Origin of the sequence: Coprococcus sp. AM14-16 (assembly GCF_003434675.1) — a bacterium.
Taxonomy (GTDB): Bacteria; Bacillota; Clostridia; order Lachnospirales; family Lachnospiraceae; genus Coprococcus; species Coprococcus aceti.
In genome coordinates this window covers 1,351,068-1,376,239 of sequence record NZ_QTLL01000001.1, presented here as the reverse complement: position 1 = coordinate 1,376,239, position 25,172 = coordinate 1,351,068, and the positions used below count along the sequence as shown (strand labels likewise).

7 protein-coding genes are annotated in these 25,172 nt (G+C 45.3%); all 7 read left to right on the top strand.

The features are described 5' to 3' along the window. The first annotated feature begins 118 nt into the window (after positions 1–118). Positions 119–1,060, top strand: coding sequence for a hypothetical protein (locus DW159_RS06065; protein ID WP_117549362.1), 942 nt, complete (start codon positions 119–121; stop codon positions 1,058–1,060). A gap of 25 nt (positions 1,061–1,085) precedes the next feature. Continuing rightward, positions 1,086–2,048 (top strand): glycosyltransferase family 2 protein, encoded by a 963-nt coding sequence (locus DW159_RS06060; RefSeq protein WP_117549360.1) that lies wholly within the window; start codon positions 1,086–1,088, stop codon positions 2,046–2,048. Positions 2,049–2,094: 46 nt separating this feature from the next. Further along, positions 2,095–3,330 (top strand): serine hydroxymethyltransferase, encoded by a 1,236-nt coding sequence (gene glyA, locus DW159_RS06055; protein WP_015533968.1) that lies wholly within the window; start codon positions 2,095–2,097, stop codon positions 3,328–3,330. Between the two features lie 97 nt (positions 3,331–3,427). Further along, positions 3,428–4,402 (top strand): LCP family protein, encoded by a 975-nt coding sequence (locus tag DW159_RS06050; RefSeq protein ID WP_158547582.1) that lies wholly within the window; start codon positions 3,428–3,430, stop codon positions 4,400–4,402. A gap of 7 nt (positions 4,403–4,409) precedes the next feature. Next, positions 4,410–5,372, top strand: coding sequence for a class B sortase (gene srtB / locus DW159_RS06045; RefSeq protein ID WP_117549356.1), 963 nt, complete (start codon positions 4,410–4,412; stop codon positions 5,370–5,372). A gap of 104 nt (positions 5,373–5,476) precedes the next feature. Then, on the top strand, positions 5,477–6,100 hold the full coding sequence (locus DW159_RS06040; protein ID WP_117549475.1) for a hypothetical protein: 624 nt from the start codon (positions 5,477–5,479) through the stop codon (positions 6,098–6,100). Positions 6,101–6,301: 201 nt separating this feature from the next. After that, a complete protein-coding gene (locus DW159_RS06035) occupies positions 6,302–25,159 on the top strand; it encodes a fibronectin type III domain-containing protein (protein ID WP_117549354.1) in 18,858 nt (6,285 codons plus the stop codon). The last annotated feature ends 13 nt before the right edge of the window (positions 25,160–25,172 follow it).

The window sequence follows — 25,172 nt, the reverse complement described above, 5'->3', positions numbered from 1 at the left end:
CAGGAGTATTACTCCTGCGCCCTTCTCTGTATTCACAAAAAATGAAATTAATGGTATAATTGGCGCTGGTGAAAAATGTTCGGTATATTATTTGAAATTTACATGAGGAGGGCAGGGAGTGAGTACAGAGAATGTAAGCTTAAAAAAGATAGATCTTGGCGATTATGTTTTTCTGGCGAGACCATGCGTGGCTGTTTCGGAGGAGGCTGTGAAGCATTTGGCAGAAAGGGCCGTGCAGGGAAAACTGGAATTTATCGGAGTGTTTGATGACAGAATGGATGACAGTGTCCAGCGGGAAGTGGTTATGAGCCTGGCATCGTCTCCTGAGATATCGATAGCGATACGGCATGTGTGCGCGGGGCTTTACAGCAGAAGCTTTCTGGACACATACTGCGACGGAGTGGAGGCACATCAGCAGGGGCTGTTTCCTGATCTGTATATATTGTGGATGGCATTTGCACATGCTGATAGGGCGATGTTTGCAGCCTGTGACATGTGTGACAGAGTTGAGATAGACACAGTGTGGATAGACGATGTGGATGCGGCGTACACGGTCAATATAACCTACGACCGCATAAAGGATCATCTCATGCAGGACTGGTCTGTGTGGGAGAAATGGAAGGGATATTACACGCTTCAAAGATGGAGATGTTACTATGAGATGCTTCACTGGATGACAGAGGATGCGGGCTGGCAGTTTGCGGAGCGCATGGCTGTGGACTTCCACAGGAGCATGGAGCTTGATGAGCTTGACCAGGAACTGTTCAGCCAGGAGGAGAAGACCGGACTCTATGTCCTTGCAAAGGATCCGGGATTCCTCAAGAGATATTATCTCGGTAAGGCAGTCTACAGTAAAAAGATATTTGACCTTAACAATGAACTGGGACGACGCGCTGAAGAGCTGGACGAGAGTCACAGAGAAGCAGATGGACTCAGAAGAGATATGGAAGCCCAGCGGATCAAATACGAGACATCCACCACGTTCCGTGTGGGCAAGGCTGTGATGTTTGTTCCGGTGACACTGAAGAAGGCTGTAAAGAAGCTTTTGCATAGGAACTAACAGATGAGATGGAGGGGGTGTATCAGTGATTGATGTATCGATTGTGTTGACAGTATACAATGCGGAGAGTTACATAGAGGGATGTCTGGACATGATAACCGGACAGACCCTTAGAAATATACAGATAATATGCGTTGACGATGGATCCACCGATAATTCGGCGCAGATCATAGAACAGTATGCGCAGAAGGATGACAGGATCGTACTTATAAGAGAGAAGAATGCCGGAGCGGGTGCGGCAAGAAACCGCGGAATGCAGGAGGCAACAGGAAAATATATACTGTTTCTCGACTGCGACGATTTCTACGAGCCTGAGATGGTAGAGAAGGCTTTCCGCAGAGCCGAGGAGGAGCAGGCGGAGATAGTTATTTACAAATCAGACCAGTACAACATGGATACTGAGGAGTATGTATATGAGAAGTGGGCCATGATAGAGTGGGCACTTCCACCGTATGAGCCGTTTAACCGCAGACAGATATCCACAAATATATTCAGAGCATTTGTGGGATGGGCGTGGGATAAGCTGTATCTCAGGGAATTTGTGATGAAGAATGATCTGAAATTCCAAGAGCAGAGAACTACAAATGATGCGCTGTTCGTGTTCAGCGCGCTGGTGCTGGCGGAGCGCATATGTACAGTAAGTGAGATACTCATTCACAGAAGAGTGGATACCCGGGATTCGCTGTCCAAGACCAGAGAGAAGTCGTGGGATAACTTCTATCACATGCTGCTGGCACTCAGACAGATGCTGAAGGATCACGGTCTGTACACAGAGATAGAGAAGGACTATATAAATTACGCTCTTCACTTCAGCCTGTGGAACTACAACACGCTGGCGGAGCCAACAAAGACAAAGCTCAGAGAGAAGCTTCTCAGCGAATGGTATGACGAGCTTGGAATATCCGCAAGACCTGAGGAATATTTTTATGATGAGTACGAGTATGGCCAGTACAAGGACATGTTAAATTTTACTGTTGAAAAACAGTGATATATATGAGTATAATAGGAACAAATTTTTGATGGAGGTAAATTCGATGTTCAGTTTTGACGAGATAACAAAGGTAGATCCAGAAGTAGCGGCAGCAATGACAGACGAGTTCAACAGACAGAATAACAATCTGGAGCTCATAGCTTCCGAGAATATAGTATCAAAGGCGGTTATGGCAGCCATGGGCAGCCATCTCACCAACAAGTATGCAGAGGGATATCCTGGTAAGAGATATTACGGTGGATGTCAGTATGTGGATGTTGTTGAGGACCTTGCGAGAGAGAGAGCCAAGGAGCTGTTTGGCTGTGAGTATGTGAATGTACAGCCACACTCAGGAGCACAGGCAAACATGGCAGTATTCTTCGCAATACTTAATCCTGGCGATACATTTATGGGAATGAATCTTGATCACGGCGGACATCTCACCCACGGTTCACCGGTCAACATGTCTGGAAAGTATTTCCACTGCGTGCCATACGGTGTAAACGATGACGGATTTATAGATTATGACAGAGTTCTCGAGATCGCAAAGGAGTGCAAGCCAAAGCTTATCGTAGCAGGAGCTTCAGCATATGCCAGAGCTATTGATTTCAAGAGATTCAGAGAGATCGCTGATGAGGTTGGAGCATATCTTATGGTCGATATGGCTCACATCGCCGGACTTGTGGCAGCAGGACTTCACATGAGCCCAATCCCATATGCCCATGTGACAACAACCACAACGCACAAGACTCTCCGCGGACCTCGTGGTGGTATGATCATGTGCAGCAACGAGATAAATGAGAAGTTCAATTTCAACAAGGCAGTATTCCCTGGAATCCAGGGCGGTCCTCTCATGCATGTGATAGCCGGTAAGGCAGTATGCTTCAAGGAGGCTCTTACACCTGAGTTCAAGGCATATCAGGAGCAGGTTGTCAAGAATGCGGCAGCACTTGCAAAGGCACTCATGGCAAGAGGATTTGATATTGTATCAGGCGGAACAGACAATCATCTGATGCTCATGGATCTCAAGAGACTTGGACTTACAGGTAAGGAAGTTGAGAAGCTTCTTGACGAGGTTCATATCACAGCAAACAAGAACACTGTTCCAAACGACCCTAAGTCACCATTTGTAACAAGTGGAATAAGACTTGGTACACCAGCCGTTACCACAAGAGGTGCAAATGAGGCTGACATGGAGATCATAGCAGACGCCATAAAGGCAGCAGTCCTTGACAATGATAAGGCAAAGGCTGAGCAGCTTGTAAAGAGCATTGTAGAGAAGTATCCACTGTATGCATAATCGATAAGAAATATTGATGCATTGCAGTTCGTCAGGCATATAAGATAAGAACAAGAGCGGCACGGAAGTTTCCGTGCCGCTTTTTGAGAACATGAACATGAAAAGTAACAGTAAAGTTAAGAAAAAATTACTCATAGCAGCCGTGGCTGTTCTGGCTATAGTTGTGGCGGTGATCCTGGTATGTGCGGCATATCTTCATGCGGGCAGAAGCTCCCTCAGAGGACAAAGATCCAGGGATGCTGAAATGCTGTATGAAGGTCACAGCTACATGTATGATGAAGACAACATTAATATACTGTGTATCGGTGTGGATGCCAGAGGAGAGGCTGACACCGTGGGACAGGGGGATGCCCTGATACTTGTCACACTCAATGTCAGGGACAAGACGATAAGATGCCTGAATATCAACAGGGATACTCTGGCACCTGTCAAGGTATTTGGTGTTGCGGGCAAATATATCACGACCCAGAATCTTCAGGCAGCACTGGCATTTTCATATGGCAGTGATGTGGCTGACGGTGCGGAACTCACGGAATATACGGTATCAGAACTGCTTGACGGACTTCCGATACATGCATATGTGACGCTTGACTTTGATGGGATCAGCAAGATGAACGAGCTTGTCGGCGGAGTGACGGTGAAAGCCATGGAGGATCTGGACAGAGCAGATATACGCCAGGGCGAGACAGTGACACTGTCGGGGGAGCAGGCGGTATATTATGTGACGGAGCGCAACAGTGCCTCGGAGGATATAGGAACAAATGCCGCCCGTATGGACAGGCAGAAGCAGTACATGTGTGCATGGTGCGGCCTGCTAAAGGAAAAGCTTAAGAGAAATCCCCTGAAGATATGGGATATGTATGAACAGATGTCGGGATATATATCAACAGACATATCCAGAACCGGGATGCTGTATCTGGCGTGGAAATTTGCCGGGGCGGAGTTTACTGATGACGGAATGTATGAGCTCCCGGGTTCATATGAGAGAGAGAATTATTATGATGAATATATTGTTGACGATGCGGCGTTAAAGGAGCAGCTTGTCGAAATGTTCTACAGAGAAGTGGAGTAATGCCTGTATGCAGAACGATGATAGACAGGAAGAATTAGAAAGAAAAATTGCAGAGGCGGTGGCGCTCGCGCAATCCGTTGTCGAGGACAATGAGCGGGAAAGTCACGCAGAAAATGGAAATACCGACAGTCCTGAGACAGAGGCAGTGATGACCGAACCGGGAGGAGAGCGTAAGAAGCTCTTATGGAAGGTAGTCTTGGGGGTATCATCGGTGGTTTTGCTGGTGTGCATCTGCCTGATCGTGAGATATGCGTTTGCACATAACCGGAGCAACCGTGCAAACCGGGCACTCAGGGAGTATGTGGATTATGGAACAGATGGAGCTACGGAGAGCTATGCCTCGTCCAAGCAGGATGCAGGAATTGATGATGTGATATTCCCGCATGTGAAGGTGGACTTTGATGAACTTCAGAAAAAGAATCAGGATATATGTGCGTGGATATACATACCTGGAACAGATGTCGATTATGCGGTACTGCAGGGCAGTGACAACAGCTATTATCTGAGCCATGATGCATATGGGGAGTACAGCCCTGATGGAGCAATCTTCATAGACTCTGCAAATTCCAGAGAATTTTCGGATTTTGATACGGTCATGTATGGACACAACATGTCCAGTGGAACTATGTTCAAGACTCTGCACAATTATGAGGATGAGGAATTCCTCAGAAACAACAGGAATGTGTATGTATACACACCAAACAGTACGCTGTGTTATACGGTGTTTGCTGCATACAGGACAAATGACAGACATATATTCACATACAATGATTTCTCTGACAAAAAAGGCAGACGGTCGTACATAGATGGAATATTTGACGAGAATTTTGATACTGGGGTTGTGCAAAATGACCAAAAAATAGATGTTGACAGCAGACTGCTGACTCTTTCTACATGTTGTGGAATGGATGGAAAAAGATGGATCGTGCAGTCGGTACTCACAGGGGAAATAGAAGCGGAGGCCAGATAAAAAAGGGAGTTTTGCACAATTGACGCTCTCTTTTTATGATGGTATACTTTGGAACAAAGTATGATGTCAGGAGAAGGACATCAGGGAGACAAGGAGTGAAGGTTATGACAACAAGATTGGGGAAGGCAGCTTCATTTAAGAGAAAAGTGGCAGCCTGGCTTGCAGCGGTAGCGATAACATTAGGCTGCGGAACAACAGCATTTGCGAATAACAGCCCGGAGAATGATTATGAGACAGATTCGACACACATTCTCATATCCGAGGCGGATACAACTATAGCGGATATTGACAATCTCATGCTTGGAGATGCACCATCGGAGGTGCTTGGAGATAAATCATTGGATGGATATTCAACTCTTGCAGTGTTCTCAGTTACAGCGGTGAATGATTATGATTATTCTGAGATAGAGACGACAAAGATCAGAGGAGCGGCCATCACCAGTGATATGACAGTTCAGGTGAGATTTCTTCCGGATGACGGAGAATGGACCAAGATCCCATTCAGCGTAGAGAGCGGAGTTCTTCTGGCAGAATTCCCATCGGATGGACAGCTTGCAGTGTTTGTCAAGGATGACATAGATATACCGGATGATGATGATCCTCAGACTGCGGGTGTATCACAGGCAGGAAAGGCACCACAGACAGGAGACAGACTTCCAATATACATATTTACCGGAATCGTAGCGGCGGCACTTGTGGTTGTATCAGTGAGAAAGATAAGAAAATAATATATAGTGTATATAAAAAAAGAACTTTTGCATATATATGTGCAAAAGTTCTTTTTTATGTTTAGAAAGTCAAGTGATTATTTCATAAAGCACATTGAATAACATATTGATTTTTGGTAAAATTGTATATAAATGGGGTTTCCAGAAACTTATACTGGTTATTCCGCAAATGTACATATCAAGAAAGGCAGGGAGTAATTTATGAGAAGAAGTTATGGCAGACGAATGATCGCATTTCTCATGGCATTCATTATGGCATTGTCCGTATTGTTCCAGAGTGATATTGCGATCGGAGGGATTGCGCAGGTGCTGGCGGCACAGTCACAGAATGTGGCGACGGCCAGTGATGCGGAGAAGCAGAGTGATGTGGGGGATTCTGTTGCCACGCTGGCGGCGGATGATGCCATAGATCTGAATGCGGACGGATATTACTGTTATACGACAGCTACATCAGGCAAGACGTATTCAGGGAAAGCGATCACACTCCTGGCATCAGAGCTGGTGGTAAAGAAGATTGGAGATACGACCAACGACACGAAGCTGTCGTCAGATTATTATACTGTAGAGTACAGTAATAATGTTAATGTGGGTACAGCAACTGTTACGGTCAGGGGTAATGCTGATAAAAACTGCAGCGGAACTCTTACATGTACCTTTACTATAAAGGCAAAGAGCATAACCTCGACTGCACTTTTCTATATAGATGGAAAAGAGAAAGCGAACCAGCATAAAAATTGCAAAAATAAAATTTACACATATCAGGCTGGTGGTGTATGGCCGCAGATATATGTAAAGACAGCGAATACATCATCAGGATATTTCCTCACAGAAGGAACTGACTATGTTGTGGATTATTACAACAATGACGAGGAGTCAGAGGTTGTGGAGGATCCACTTGGGGATGGTCCCAGAATTGTAGTGTCCGCTGCAAAGAACAGCAATTATAAGATCGGTAGCGACGGAGAGTATTACATATACTACGGAATCAGTGCTGCAAACCTTAGTGATCAGGAGATATCACTGGAGGGTGATACATTTGTATATACAGGAAAACCTATAAAGCCGGCTGTTAAGATACTGGACAAGACCAACAACAAGTATCTGCACAGCATAGACGAGTGGGGTGCAAATGACTATGAGTACAAGGTTGAGTATACCAACAATACAGATGTTGGAACGGCGACTGTCACAATAACAGGAGCACCTACCAGATTCAAGGGAACTGTCACCAAGACTTTCCAGATCGTGGATCAGGGAACTGAGGTATACAGCATAGCAGACGCTGACGTTACGGTGGATGACGACCTTGTATATGACGGAACTGCCAAGACTCCAAGTCCGGTGGTTAAGTATAAGGGCACGACACTTGTCGAGGGCAAGGATTATAAGGTGTCATACTACACCAACAATACAAATGCATCCACATCCACATCTAAGCCATCACTGACTATATCAGGACTTGGTTCATATGTGGGTTCAAAGACGGTGAACTTCACCATCAAGCCTAGGAGCACGGAAAATCTCTCTGTAACATTTGATGATGCAGTGTTCAACACCGCAAACAACATAACGATACAGGTTTCTCCACAGAATATTTCTGTCAAGGATAGGGAACTTGGAACTACACTTAAGTTATCCCAGGATTTCTCATATGACTTCAGTGAGTATTGGAATGCCAAGGATTACAATGTAGGAACACATAAGTTTAATATAGTAGGTATTGGAAATTACACTGGAACTGTTCCATGTGAGTTCCAGATTGTTGCAGCGGATATATCCAAAGCTGTAATAACTGCCGATGACGCCGAGTACACAGGTTCTGAGGTGACCACAACCCTGTCAAAGGTCACATTCAGCAATACGGATCTTGTGGAGGGCGTTGACTACGAGATATCAGGTTATGAGAACAACGTGGAGATCGGAAATTCAGCCAGAGTCATGATCAAGGGTCTCGGCAATTTCCAGGGAACATGTGTAGGTACATTTGCGATAAAGACATCTAAGATCAGCATGAATGATGTGGAATTTTCCACGATATCATCGATGACATATACCGGAGCACAGTTGAAGCCGGATGTGACATTGACATACGACGGCAAGACACTTGTGGAGGGAACCGATTACTCTGTTGCTTACGGCGAGAATATCGTGCCGGGAACCAACAATGGTAAGGTTACATTTACAGGTATGGGAGACTATGCGGGTACTGTGTACAAATCATTTAACATACTTGCAAAGTCATTCTCAGATGCCGATGTAAAGCTGACTGTGAATAAGTCCAGTTATGAATATACCGGAGAGAACATAAAGCCGGATATAACAATTACATACAACGGAATGACATTGGTTGAGGGAGTTAACTACACCTTCCCGTTCAGCTACAAGAAGACCGGAACATGGACAGTCATTGCCATGTCAGCATCGGTATATTATTCCGGTTCAAAGTCATTCCAGATCACTATAGTTGCTCCGTCAGGTGATATGGGCAAACTCACATATGAGGATATACCTGACCAGTATTATAACGGCGGCGAGGTGAAGCCGGAGCTTACCATTAAGAATGGCAGTTATGTTCTGAAGGAGGGAACAGACTTCACAGTCACCGACAGAAAGAACAATGACAAGGTAGGAACTTCTACTATTACTATAGAAGGAATGGGCTCATACAGCGGAACTAAGGTTCTTGAGTTCAACATTTTACCTAAGCCTCTTGAGGACTGCGATGTCAAAGATATATCCGACAGCCAGTACACAGGAGAGGCATTAGAGCCGGCAGTCACCATCAAGAATGGCAGTGTTGAGCTGGAGCAGGATGTAGACTATACGGTAGAGTACAGCAATAACACGGATGTGACAGATGAGGCCAAGGTCGTAATAAAGGCTGCAAATGATAATTATACAGGCGAGATCGTCAAGTATTTCAAGATAACACCTGTTTCAATCATTTCATCTTCAAGCGGAATGGGAATAACCCAGGCCGACCAGTCACAGATGTACACAGGTATGGCCATCGAACCGGTGATAAATGTAACCAGATACGTTAATGGTGAAATTATCAAGCTGGAGAGAGACAAGGACTATACTGTTGAGTATGCGAATAATATAGAGGTAACAGGTTCAGGAGAGAAGGCTTCGATCACTGTAACCGGTATAGGAAATTACACAGGACAGAAGGTTATACGTTTCGAGATAGAGAAGAGAGCTGTGTATAACTGTCAGATGGATGCTATAGCGGATCAGTTGTGGACAGGCTCAGCTATAACACCTGAGATCAATATATACAACGGTGAGATCAAGCTTGTTGAGAATGAGGATTACACAGTAGAGTATGCAGACAACACGGATGCCGGAAAAGCGTCAGTGACCATAACAGGCTGTGGTGATCATTACACAGGTCAGATTATCAAATACTTCAATATTACTAAGGAATTTATAGACATAAGCACAAGTGACAAGATCACTTTGACGGGACTTGAGGATCAGTCATACAACTTTGGCATGGCGGTCAGACCAAGCTTTACTCTGAGCTATGACGGCGAGGAGATGACAGCCGGATCAAACGGTGATTATACATATACCTTCAAGGACAACTATGAGGTCGGTACCGCAACACTTGTCATAACAGGTGTGGGCAAGTACAAGGGAACAAAGGAATACACGTTCAAGATTGCCAAGTATGACATATCAGGTGATACACTGATCATATCAGGCGACACATTTGAATATAGCGGTACTGCTATCAAGCCATCACTTGTGGCTGTGAAGGTTGGAACCGTCAACAGAATAACATCATTTGATGATTTCAATGTCACATACGGTGAGAATACAAATGTTGGAAATGGAAGTGTGACCATCACTCCAAAGGCGGACAGCAGCTATACAGGAGAGCTCACACAGAAATTTGTAATATACAAGAAGAGTATTACAGGTGCAACAGTTTCAGCTTCAAGTGTGACATACACAGGTAAGGCACAGACTCCTGCGGTGACAGTTACATGCAAGGACGGAATGGCAGTGCCTTCAGGAAGTTATAGCGTTGAGTATGCCAACAATATCAATGTTGGTACAGCTAAGATCACGGTAACAGCTCTGGAGGATGGCAATTTCGATGGAACCGCTACAGGAAGCTTCGAGATAAAGGCTATAGATATTGCCGGAGCCGATGTGGCTGATATAGCTGACCAGACATACACAGGCTCAGCGATAACACCGGATATAACAGTCAGCTACGATGGCACCGAGCTTGTTGAGGGTGAGGACTATGTTGTATCTTCATATGATAATAATGAGAATGTCAGCACGGCTTCAGCTAAGGCGTCGATAACCATAACTGGTAAGGGCGTATACAGCGGAACAAAGAAGATTGAGTTCAATATTGTTTCTGCATCAGTCAGCAAGGCAGTTGTAACAGGCGTTGAGGACAGTGTGGTATACACTGGCGCAGATATAACATTTGCAGGACTGGCAGTTACAGTGTCGGGCAGAAAGCTCACTGCTGCTGACTACACAGTGAAATATACAAATAACAGAAATGCTTCCACAACTGACAGCAAGGCAGAGATACTTATCACAGGTAAGGGCAATTACACCGGTGAGAAGACAGTTCAGTTCGTGATTGAGCAGAAGGATATAGCAGATTGCACAGTTCAGCCGATCAGCGCACAGATCTATACAGGAAAGGCTGTTGAGCCTGAAGTGACTGTCGCTGACGGTGCAAACACTCTTGTAAAGGGAACGGATTATACCGTTGCATACAGCAACAATATCAATGTCACAACAACCGAGTCAAAGGCTGTTGCTGATATAAGTGGAACAGGCAACTATAAGGGATCTGTGAAGGCAACATTTGATATTGCCAAGAAGATCGTCAAGATAACAGATGCGGATGTTGCTGATATAGCAGATCAGACATACCACATGGGAGATAAGATAGAGCCGGCTGCAACAGTCACAGTGGATGGCGTGAAGCTTGACGCTGACTGCTATACGGTAACTTATACAAACAATGTGAATGTCGGAACTGCGACAATGACAGTTACAGGTATCGCTGTACAGGGATATTCAGGAACTGTCGAGAAGACATTCAAGATACTTCCATTGTCTATTGCAAAGGCAGTGGCATCTAAGACTTATTCAGCGGTGTACACACCGGCTGGAACGACATTTACAGTGGAGAGCTTTGTCATCACAGTTGATGGCAAGAAGTACACTGTGACGGACATGTCAGATTTCACTGTAACACAGAAGAACCTGATAAATGTTGGAACAGGAACAATAACAGTTACTGCAAAGGCTGACTGTAACTTTACAGGAAGCTTTGATATCGCAGCGACAATAACTGCAGCGAAGATAGAGGAGAGCTGGGCAAGCCTTGAGCAGACAGAGTTCAGCTATACCGGATCTGAGATAACTCCTGAGCCGGTTGTCAGAAGTGGAAATGTCATTCTCAAGAAGGATGTCGACTATACACTCAGCTACGACAGCAATGTGGAGTGTTCCGATAAGGCAAGCGTGATGGTGACAGGTACAGGTAACTATACAGGAGAGGTAAAGCTTCTCTTTACTATCTGTGCGAAGTCGCTCACGGGAGCAGAGGTAAGTGCTCAGGCACAGAGCTATACAGGTAAGCCGCTCACCACGAAGATCTCAGTCGTACTTGGAGACGAGAAACTTGTGGAGGAACAGGATTATACAGTAGAGTATGTAGAAGGCGAAGTTACAAATGCAGGAACCGGTAAATTCAAGATCAAAGGCAAGGGCAACTATACCGGAGAGCTTGACGGCACATTTGTCATAAATGCGAGAAGTATAAATGCTGAGGGCATTACGGTTGCAGGTGTGGCAGATAAGACATACACCGGATCTGAGATAACACAGGATATAACAGTTAAGGATGGAGATGCGGTTCTCACAGAGGGAACAGATTACACTGTCGACTATGAGAATAACGTCAATGCATCGACCACAGATTCAAAGGCTGCAGTTACAGTCAGAGGTAAGGGTAACTATGACAGCAGTACAACAAGACGTGTAGAATTTACAATTGGACAGAAGGATATAACAGATGCAGAGATGGACGGCGTGGAGAGTTCAGTCGTATACACAGGAAAGGCTATTACATTTGATCAGGCTGTGCTCACTGTGGACGGTGTTAAGCTTGTAAATGGTGTGGACTACGAGACTGAATATGTCAACAATCTGAATGTATCTACTGCCAGCAGCAAGGCGAATATCATCTTCAGTGCAAAGGGTAATTATACAGGAAAAGCAAGCTGGACATTCACTATCACAGCAAAGAGCATAGAGGATTGTACAGTCAGCGATATTCCGGGACAGACCCACACAGGAAAGGCACTTACACCTGACATAACAGTCAAGGATGGCAGCAGAACTCTTGTGAAGGGCACGGATTATGATGTCGTATACAGCGACAATATTGAGGTGTCAACAGCAGACAAGCCGGCAAAGGCGGTTGTCACAGGAAAGGGCAACTACACCGGATCTGTACAGAAGACATTTATGATAGCAGAGAGAGTTATAGATATAACACCTGCGGTCATCTCGATAACAGACAAGGGACCATTTGTATATAACTATGGCAAGCAGATCACACCGGCTATATCAGTTACACTGGATGGAGAGGTGCTTCCAGAGGATGCGTATACAGTAAGCTATCAGAGCAATGTGAATGCCGGAAAGGCATACATAATCGTGACAGGAGCCGGAGAGTATCATGGAGTCGTAGAGACATCATTTACTATCGAACAGCTCGATGTGACAGGAGGAGTCCTTGAGCTTGAGAAGGATGCTTACGGATATACCGGAAGCGAGATCAAGCCTGTAGTGACAGGAATCACTCTGGCTGGCGGCAGCATAGAGCCTGACACAGATTTTGACGTGACATACAGCAACAATATAAATGTAGGCAGTGGAGAGATAGCTCTCACAGCCAGAAGCAGTTCAAACTATAAGGGAACAGTTACAGGCAAATTTGCGATCACTGCGGCAGACATCACAGATGCCCAGCTCACGGTTGCCGATCAGACATACACAGGTGCTGCACTCAAGCCGACAGTGACAGTATATCTGGGACAGACAAAGCTTATAGAGGGAACAGATTACACAGTGGGATATGCTGACAATACCGATGCCGGAACAGCAACGGTTACTGTGAAGGGTATGGGCAACTATGCCGGAACAGTTAAGACGACCTTCAAGATCGCAGCAAGATCCATAAGTGCAGCAAAGATAACTGTTGCAGATCAGGTGTATACTGGAGCTCCGCTTACACCGGAGATAACAGTTACATTAGGTGGAAAGCAGATCGCAGACACCGAGTATGATGTTGACTACAGTGGAAATACCGATAAGGGTACAGCCACAGTGACGATAACAGGTAAACACAATTACACAGGAACAGCATCAGAGACATTCACTATATCCGCAATGGATATAAGCAAGTGCGTGGTCTCACCTATAGCGTCTGTTGTATACGATGGAACAGCCCACAGTCCAAAGGTTACAGTCAAGAACGGAGAGATAGTTCTGACAGAGGGCAGTGATTATGACGTCACATACAGCGACAATGTAAGTGTTACAACAGACTCAAGAAAGGCAAAGGCAACTATCACAGGCCGTGGAAATTACACAGGTCAGTGTGTGGCTGAGTTTGAGATAACAAAGGCAGACTTTGCAGATGCAGTCATAACAGGAATACCTGAGAGTGTAGAGTATACCGGTGAGAGCATAGTCCTCACAGGATATGAACTCACACGTGGAGATACAAAGCTTGTAGAGAATCAGGACTATGTAGTTGAGTACACTGATAATCAGGAGATCGGAACAGCGACTATCAGATTCATCGGAGCAGGCAATTACAGCGGTGAGAAGACTGCAGCCTTCAAGATAACAAAGGCAGATATAGCAAATTGCGACATCAGCCCGATCCAGGGACAGACATGGACAGGTAAGGCCATAGAGCCGGCGCTCACCATAAAGAATGGCAGCGTTACTCTGAAGGCCGGAACAGATTATGAAGTTACATACAGCAACAATATAGACGAGACGGATGAGGCGAAGGCAGAGATCACCGGTATTGGCAACTATACGGGAACTGCAGTTATCTACTTCTCGATAACAAGAAGCGTTGTGGATATAAGCGGTGCTACAGTGTCGGCTATACCGGCGCAGACATATGCTTTTGGCAAGGCTGTAACTCCTTCAGTCACTGTTATGTATAACGGAATTACACTGAAAGAGAATACAGATTACACCTTAACATATGAGAACAATATAAATGCTGGAACAGCATATGTGATCATAACCGGAACAAAGTATTACTCCAAGACAAAGAGAGTAAGCTTCGCCATCAACCCTGCGGACATATCAGCAGGCCGTGTGGTTATAGATCAGGGAAGCTTTGTGTACACAGGAAAGAGCCAGAAGCCTGAGGTTACAGGCATAGAGTTTGGAGATGTGATGATAACTGATATGGACAGCTTTGACATAAGCTTTGGCAGCAATGTCAATGTAGGAACAGCGTCCATCAGCGTATCAGCAAAGAGCAACACCAACTACAAGGGCAGCGTGACAGGTGAGTTTGCCATAACAGAGGCAGATCTGTCAGGCGCAGCAGTTGAGGTAGACGATGCGGTATATCAGGGAACACCTCTTACACCGGCTGTCAGGGTAACACTTGGTACAGTGGTTCTGACAGAGGGCAGGGATTACACTCTGAGCTACAGCAGTAACACAAACGTAGGAAAGGGTACTGTAAAGATTACAGGAAGTGGCAATTATAAGGGAACCGTCAGTGCAGAGTTTGCTATAACAGAGAGAACGATCACTGATGCCGATGTGGAAGTCGCAGATCAGATCTACACAGGTAAGGAGCTCACTCCTGATGTGGAAGTAACACTTGGAGACAAGCTTCTGACAAATGGTGTGGATTACACAGTTACCTATGAGAAGAATGTCAATGTCGGCACGGCAAACGTTATAGTAAAGGGAACCGGCAATTATAAAGACACTATCACAAAGACCTTCAGAATAGCTGCAGCAGACATTTCAAGTGCAGTTGCGTATAAGATCAGTGATCAGACATATACCGGAAGTCCTATCACCCCGGCAGTGACAGTAAGCATGGCTGATGGAACAACACTGAAAGCCGGTGTTGACTATGAGGCTGAATACACAGGAAACACAGATGTTACGACAAAGGATGCACCTGCACAGGTGGTTATCACAGGAAATGGCAACTATGTAGGAACCCTCAGAACAACATTTGCGATAGTACCTAAGTCACTTACAGGAGTCGCCATCAGCGGATACAGTGAGTCTGTGGCTTACACAGGTGCTGATGTGACATTTGCAGATATTATAGTTGCCGATGGAAGCGAGATCCTCACAGAGGGAATTGATTACAGGATCACATACACGGGTAACAAGGCAGTCACAACAGAGGATGGTACATACTTTACAGTAACAGGTACAGGCAATTACACCGGAAGCAAGGATGTACACTTTGTGATTACGGCAAAGGATCTCAGGGAATGTGATGTCGAGGAGATTGAAAGCCAGATATACACAGGAAAGGCCATAGAGCCGGAAGTAACGATAAGAAATGGTAATGTTCTTCTTGTGAGCGACGTTGACTATGATGTCACATATGAGTCGAATATAAATGAGACTACAGAGACAACAAAGGCTAAGGCTATAATCACAGGAAAGGGCAACTACACAGGAAAGGTAACGAAGGAATTCGTTATAGGAAGAGTATTTACAGATATATCAAAGGCTGAGATAGAGGCTATTCCGGATCAGACATATACGTTCGGACAGGCCATAACCCCTGAAGTCAAGGTAAGCTTTGGAGGAAAGGTACTTACACTTAACACCGACTATACAGTGACTTATACCGATAATATTGATGCGGGAACTGCAACTGTAAAGATCATAGGTACAGGTGATTACAACAAGTCGGTTACAAAGACATTTGTCATAAAGCCGGCAGATATATCAAAGGCGTCAGTAGTTCTCAGGGGAACATCATTCACCTACACAGGTGAGGCGATTACACCTGCAGTGACAAGACTTAGCGTTCCTAATGGTGGTGTGACAGAGAGTATCACAGATCTCTCTTCATTCGCTGTGGAATACAGTGACAATACAGATGCCGGGACGGCAAAGGTTACTGTAAGTGCAGGAAAGGATACGAACTACACCGGAACTGCATCAACCACATTTACTATCACAAGAAAGAGCATAAGCGGTGCGGTCGTGAGCGTGGCAGATGCTGAGTACACCGGATCAGAGGTTATACCGGATGTAAAGGTAACTCTGGGAGATAAGGTGCTGACAGCAGGCGTGGATTACACGGTATCGGCTGAAAACAATGTAGAGGCAGGAGAGGACGCTCTGTTAAAGATCACCGGATGCGGTAATTATGAGGGCGTACTGAGCCAGACATTTGAGATCAGTGCAAAGAGCATAGACGGCGGAAAGTGCAGCATACCGGCTCAGGTATATATAGGATCTGCGCTGACACCTGATGTAGTTCTTGAGGTTGGAGGCAAGACTCTGACCAAGGGTGAGGACTACACAGTTACATACGCAGACAACATAGATGTCACAACGGCTGAGAAGAAGGCATCAGCGATCATCAAGGCCATGGGCAACTACACAGGAAAGCTCACAGTTTACTTTGACATCACGGCAAAGACTCTTACAGCAGCCGATGTTGACAGCATTGATGCTCAGGAATACACCGGCGAGGCGATAGAGCCAGTTGTGGTCGTAAGAAACGGAGACACAGTTCTTGTTGCGGGAAGAGATTACGATGTAACATACAGCAACAATACAGACAAGACTACAGAGGCGAGAGCAGTAGTCAAAGGTAAGGGTAACTATCAGGGAACCGTTACAAAGCTGTTTGAGATATGCGGAGCAAGCATAGCACCGGCGGTTGTGACAGGAATACCTGAGAGCGCAGAATATACAGGTGACAGCATAACCTTTAAGGACATAACAGTTGTGATGAATGGAAAGACACTTGTATATGGAACAGATTACACAGTAAGTTATGAGAACAATGTCAATGCAACCACTGAGGACAGCATGGCATACGTTATCATAAAGGGTAACGACAACTACGGTGGACAGATAAGAACAGCCTTCAGCATAACCCCAAGAAGTCTTGAGAAGTGCAAGGTCGATGCCATCGGAGGACAGACATATACAGGCAGGGAGATCACCCCTGAGGTTACAGTAAGAGATGGATCAAAGGTACTCGAAAATGGAAGAGACTACACGGTATCTTACAGTGACAATATCGAGGTGGGCAAGAATGCCAAGGCAGTTATAGAAGGTAAGGGCAACTACACCGGACAGCTTACAGCAGAGTTCACCATCGCAAAGGAAGTGCTCGACATTTCAAATGCGGTGATAAGTGATATCGCAGATCAGTATTACAACTTCGGTGAGGAGCTCACACCTGCACTCAGTGTAAATCTTGGAGGAAGAAAGCTTACAGAGAATGTTGATTACAGCGTAACCTACACTGATAACATTGAGGCCGGTACGGCTACAGCTACAGTGAAGGGAATCGACCAGAATAAGGGCGAGGTAAGTAAGACATTCAAGATCCTTCCTATAGATATAACAACTGCAGAGATCGCACTTGTGAAGGATTCATATGGTTTCACAGGAGATGCGGTAACAGCAGATGTAGAATCGATAACAGTCACAAGAAATGGAGTTAAGAAGGTACTCACAGATCTCGCAGGATTTGAGATCACATGTACAGACAATGTAAATGTCGGTACGGCTACAGTTAAGATCGCCGCAGGCGAAGGCCAGAGCTATACAGGAAGCACAAGCACATCCTTCAGGATCGTTGCAGCTTCAATAGAGCAGGCAGAGGTCAGCGTTGACAGTGCAGTATATACGGGAAGCGCAATCACTCCTGTATGCAGAGTAGTTCTCGGAGGAAAGACTCTTGCAGAGGGCGTTGACTACAAGGTAACAGTTTCAGGCAATGTGAATGTTACTGACAATGCACTGGTTACTATAGAGGGAACCGGAAATTACACCGGAAAGCTCTCACAGAAGTTCAGCATAACTCCTAAGAGGATATCACAGGCTGAGGTAAAGGCCGATGATGCTGAATACACAGGAAGCGCAGTTACGACAACAGTCAGTGTAGTCCTTGATGGAAAGACTCTTGTTCAGGGAACTGACTATAAGCTCAGCTACAGCGACAATGTGAATGTCACATCTGACACAGCAAAGGCTGTTGTGACAGTGACAGGAACAGGCAACTACACAGGAACAGTCCAGGGAGAGTTCTCTATAACTCCTATGGATATATCAAAGCTTGACATACCGGAGATACCAGATCAGACATACGGCGGTCAGGCAGTAAAACCTGAACTGAGAATTGTAAATGGCAACAATGTCCTCTCAGAGGGCACTGATTACACAGTGGCATACGAGAACAACGATTCGGTTACAGACAAGGCCAGCGCTATTATCTCAGGTAGAGGAAGCTACAAGGGATCAGTGACCAGAACATTTGCTATAAAGGCATACAGCATAGACAATGCAGAGATAAGTGGAATCCAGGATGCGGTAGTATTTACAGGAGATGCCATTGAATTTGCAGATATAGCAGTTGTAGTAAACGGCAGGACACTTGTGAACGGTACGGACTACACAGTAAGCTACGAGAACAACCTGAACGTTACAGATGAGAAGAATCCTGCATATGTGATCATAAAGGGCACAGGAAACTACGGCGGACAGGTTAGAACAGCATTTGCCATAACAGCTAAGAATATCGGCAGATGCAGCATTGATCCGATTGGCGGACAGATATACACAGGTAAGGCGGTTGAGCCTGAGATCACAGTCAGAGATGGCGCAAGGATACTGGAGACCGGAAAGGATTATGACATTACTTACAGCAACAACACAGATGTGACAGACAGTGCTGAGGTCACCATAACAGGTAAGGGCAACTACAGAGGCAGCAACAGTGCGGTATTCACCATCGCACAGGAGGTTGTGGATATATCAAAGGCTGTAATGAGCAAGGTCGATGACCAGTATTACAACTTTGGAAATGCCATAAGACCAGAGGTTACACTTACATATGGCGGCAAGACATTGACACAGGATGTGGACTACGAGCTTGTATACATCGACAATATCAATGAAGGTACGGCGACGATACAGGCAAATGGTATCAACAAGAACACAGGCTCGGTGAGCACAACATTTGCCATAAAGCCAGTAGATATAACAACTGCTGAGGTTGTACTTGAGAATGACTCATTTGAGTACACGGGATCAGAGATCAGACCTGCAGTTAAGATGATAACAGTAAGCAGGGATGGCAAGGCGACGGCAGTGACATCTATGACAGCATTTGATGTGACATACACGGACAATACAAATGTCGGAACTGCTGGTGCGGTTATAAAGGCAGCAAAGGGAAGCGGATTTACAGGAGCTGTGACAAAGAAGTTTGAGATCACAGAGGTGGATATCGCACAGGCTGTAGTTGATGTGGAAGACCATGTGTACACAGGAAGTGCAGTAAAGCCTGCATATACAGTGACACTTGATGGCAAGAAACTCACTGCGGGAACAGATTTTAATGTGGTGTTCAGCAACAATGTAAATGTTGGAACAGCAGCCATCCTCACAGTGACCGGTACAGGAAACTACAAGGGAACAGTTGTCGCATACTTTGCGATAACTGCAAAGGATCTGAGCAAGGCAGATGTGAATGTCCAGTCATCAGTTTACACTGGAAAGCCACTTACACCGGCTGTGACAGTAACTCTCGATGATGAGATATTAAATGCAGACATTGATTATGTTGTTTCTTACAGCAACAATGTAAACGCTACGACAGCAAAGTCAAAGGCGACTGTGACCGTCAAGGGAACAGGAAACTATCAGGGCACTGTGACTGCAACATTCGACATTGAGCCAAAGGCGATCGATGAGGCGAAGATCAATGATATACCGGATCAGATGTACAGCGGCAGTGAGATCAGACCGGATGCAAAGGTGACACTCGATGGAGTACAGCTTGTTGCAGGAACGGACTACACTGTGACATATGAGAACAACATAGAGGTTTCAGATTCAGCCAAGCTTATCGTAACCGGTAAGGGCAATTACAAGGGAACTGTAGAGAAGAACTTCAGTATAAAGAGTCTCACTCTTGAGGACGCAGAGGTATCAGGTATACCAGCCGGCACAGAATACACAGGAAAGGCCATAACATTTGGTGAGATTGTTGTGACACTGGGCGGAAAGAAACTGTCCGAGGATGAGGATTACACAGTAGAGTATAAGAACAATGTAAACGTGACAGACAGTGCGGAGGTTGTGATAACAGGTATCGGCAATTACAGCGGAGAGCTGAGCAGAACATTCAAGATCACAGCTAAGGACATAAGCAAGTGTAGCGTCGATGCGATTGGCGGACAGGTATACACAGGAAAGGCTGTAACACCTGAGGTCACAGTGAGAGACGGAGCACAGGCTCTCGTGTCTGGAACAGATTACAAGACAGAGTACAGCAACAACATAAATGAGACAACGGCCAGCTCGAAGGCTGAGATCAAGATCACAGGATCTGGTAACTACACAGGAAGCATAACAGTGAACTTCACGATATCTAAGAATCTTGTGGATATATCCAAGGCTGTGATAAGCAAGATCAGTGATCAGCTTTACAACTTCGGCCAGCCGCTCACACCGGATGTGACAGTTACATTTGGTGGAAAGACACTTGTATACGGCGAGGATTACGCACTCGTATATGTGGACAACATCGATGAGGGTGTGGCAACCGTAACAGTTAGAGGTATCAATTCAAATACCGGATCTTTATCGGCTAAGTTTAACATCAATCCTGTCGATATAAGTGATGGACAGATAGCTCTTGATGCATCCGAGTATATGTATACAGGAACAGCAGTAAAACCGGTGATCAATTCATTTACAGTGAAGAGAGCTGGAAAGACAGTGACAGTTACTGATTTTGACAACCTTGAGATCAGCTACTCGTCAAATACAAATGTTGGAACAGGTAAGGTTACTATAAAGGCACTTGAGGGTGAAGGCTTCACAGGAAGTGTCAGCAAGACATTTGCAATAGTAGGTGCTTCAGTCGACAATGCTTCAGTAAAGGTTGGAAACGGAGTTTATACGGGTGAAGCTGTAACTCCGGATCACACAGTTACACTCGGAGGCAGGACACTTGTTGAGGGACGCGACTACAGAGCAGACTACAGCAACAATGTGAACGTGACAGACAGTGCAGTGCTCACCATCACAGGTATGGGTAACTACAGTGGAAGCACCACAGCAAGATTTAAGATAAGTGCCAGAAATCTTGCAGATGCAGACATTACGGTGGCATCGGCAAGATACACAGGAGATCCACTTACACCTGCAGTTACAGTTTCACTTGGCGGAACAGCTCTTGTGGAGGACAGAGACTTTACAGTTTCATACAGTGACAATGTGAATGTCACAACAGACACAGATAAGGCAGGCGTTACCATCACAGGTATAGGCAACTACACTGGAACGGCGGTTGAGAAATTCGATATCGCAGCCAGAGACATATCTCTTGTAGAGATAAAGGACATCGACAGACAGAATTATACCGGTAATGCGGTTACACCAAAGCTCACGGTTGTTGACGGACAGAGAGAGCTTGTGGCAGGCAGGGATTACACCGTAAGCTACAAGAACAATGTCGAGGTGACAACGGCAGCAGTTGCGGTGATAACAGGAAAGGGCAATTATTCAGGAGCTGCCAGCAAGCTGTTTGCTATTGGCGGTGCTGATATTGCAGATGCAGATATAACAGGTATAAAAGACAGCGTAACCTACACAGGAAAGGCAATAACATTTGCCGGACTTAAGGTAACATACGGCGACGATGTACTTGTGGCAGGAAGAGACTACACTGTATCATACAGTGGAAATAAGAACGTGACGGACAAGGCAAGTGTTACCATCACAGGTATTGGCAACTACACAGGAAGTGTTAACAGATACTTTGCTATAACAAGAAGAAATCTTGCAGACTGTCATGTGAGCGAGATCGAGGGTCAGATTTACACAGGCAAGAAGATAGAGCCGGAGCTCACAATTACATATGGAGATCTGGTGCTTGTAGAGGGTGTTGACTACGAGATCGAGTACAGCAATAATATTGAGCCTACAGCAGGCGGACAGCCGGCAAAGGCAATAGTAACAGGTAAGAGAAGCTACACAGGAACTGTGGAGAGAGAATTTACCATTACAAAGGATCCTGTAAATATAAGCGGAGCCAAGATCAGTGCAATACCTGATCAGGAGTTTGCAAAGAAGAATATCACACCTGCGGTAAATGTTACATACGGTGGCAAGACGCTTGTACAGGGAACTGATTACAAGGTTTCATACATCAATAACTATAATGTTGGAACTGCCACAGTGACGATCACAGGATATGGAGACTACGTAAGTTCTAAGACGGCAACTTTCGAGATCGTCAAGAGAGACGTAACAGGTTATGTAGCAGAGCTTTCAAAGAGTAGCATGACATACACCGGAAAGACACTCACTCCATCAGTTACAGCTATTAACAGCAGTGACGGAGCATTTGTGCTTGACGATGAAGATATCGCGGGCTTCATAGTGAGATATGCTTCAAATGTAAACGTTGGAACAGCAACGGTTACAGCTACAGCAGGAAGCCGGTCTAACTACACAGGAAGTGTGACAGCAACATTTGCCATAACAGCGGCATCAATCGATAATGCAGTAGTTGTGGCAGAGGATACGGAATACACAGGAAAGCCGGTAACTCCAGCCGTTACAGTGACAGTCAACGGTGTTGTGTTATCAGCAGCGGATTACACAGTGGCTTACAGTAACAACACTGAGGTCGGAACCGCAGAGGTAAGCATAACAGGAAAGGGCAACTACACCGGAGAGACAACAGGTACATTTGAGATAACAGCAAGAAGTATCAAGAACTGTACAGTTGAGTGCAGCACATCGATCGAGTACACAGGAAACCAGCTCATACCTGTTGTAAAGGTAAAGAATGGTGATGTGGAGCTGACAGAGGGAGTTGACTACATACTCAGCTTCGATATGAACACAGATGTGACAGGACGCGCAAAGGTGGTTGTGACCGGTAAGGGCAACTACAAGGATTCAGTGACAAGATACTTTGCAATTACAAAGAAGAGTATCGCTGGAGCTGAGATCAAGGGTATTACAGGAAAGGTATTCACAGGTAATGCAATAACACAGGATATTGAAGTTGAACTGGATGGACAGAAGCTCAGCCAGGGAACGGACTATACTGTGAAGTACGAGAACAATGTTCATGTAGGAACAGCAGTCATAACAATAACAGGTGCAGGCAACTACACAGATTCTGTAAAGAAGAGCTTTGTGATAAGCAAGGCAGATATAAGCAACACGGCTGTTATAAACGGAATTGAGTCCGAGGTTATATACAAGGGCACAGCATTTAAGTTTGATAATGTCACGATAACATGGGGAACAAATGTGCTGAAGGAAGGCAGAGATTACACGATCACATACCAGAACAACAGCGGAATCACCATGACGAGAACAAGTAAGGCTTCAGTCACTGTGAAGTTCGTGGGCGACTACAAGGGAAGCGTTACAAAGCAATTCAGGATCAAGGCATTTGACATATCAAAGGCAACCGTATCAGCGATAGCAGACAAGACCTACACAGGATCAGCGATCAAGCCGGCGGTTACAGTTAAGATCGGCAGTACAGTGATAAATCCAAAGGAGTACACGGTTGAGTACAGCAACAACGTGAAGCCGGGTGTTGCAAGTGTTACGATCACAGGACTTAACAACTTCTACGGAACAAAGAAGGTTACATTCAACATCCTTACTGCAAAGGTGAAGAACCTTGCGGCAAGCGGTGAGACAACAACATCACTGAAGCTATCATGGAGCAGCAGTGCATATGCCCAGGGATATGAGGTGTACAGATATGATACAGGTAAGAAGACATATGTGAAGGTTGCAACAGTGACGGGCACAAGCAGCAATATCACAGGTCTGGCAGCGGGAACTGATTACAAGTTTGCGGTATCAGCATATGTGAAGTCGTCAGGCAAGACACTGTATAGCGAGAAGACAGTCATAAATGCAGCAACAAAGCCAGCTAAGGTTTCAGGTATTTCATTCAGCAGCAGGGCAGAGAAGTCGATAGCGCTCAAGTGGAATACAGTTAAGGGAGCTACAGGCTACAAGGTATACAGACTTGTAGCAAAGGACAATTACAAATATCTTGGTTCGACATCAAAGACAGCTTATAATGTAAACGGTCTGACTGGAAGTACAGCTTACACATTCAAGGTAGTTGCATACAAGAAGGTCGGCAGCAAGGAGCTCGTTGGTGAGGATGCTACAGCAAGGATCATGACAACGCCATCGGCAGTCAAGAATCTTAAGATCAGTGCCAGAAGCAATGCATCAATAACGATGAAATGGAGCAAGGTAAACAACGCTGATGGATACATAGTTTACAGATACCGCGGCAACAGAGCAGTCAAGATCAAGACCATCACAAGCAAGTCAAAGGTCGTATTTGTAAGCTCAAAGCTCAGTGCCGGAACAACGTATAAGTACAGAGTTGTGGCATACAAGAAGGATGGAAAGGCGATCGTAGAGAATGCCGGAACATATGTATCAGGATTTACACTTCCTGCAACACCTGTTGTATCAGCTAAGGCCGGAGTCAAGCAGGCGAAAATTGCATGGAAGAGAGCCAAGGGAGCGACAGGTTACATCGTATACATGTCAACATCAAAGCGTGGCACGTATAAGGCTGTTGCAACCATAAGAAAGGCAGGAACTACTTCATACACCAAGAAGGGCCTGAAGAAAGGCAAGACATATTACTTCAAGGTGCGTGCATTTAACAAGTCAGGTAAGACAACATATAAGAGTTCATACTCAACAGTAAAGAAGATCGTTGTCAAATAGTGACTGACAGTTA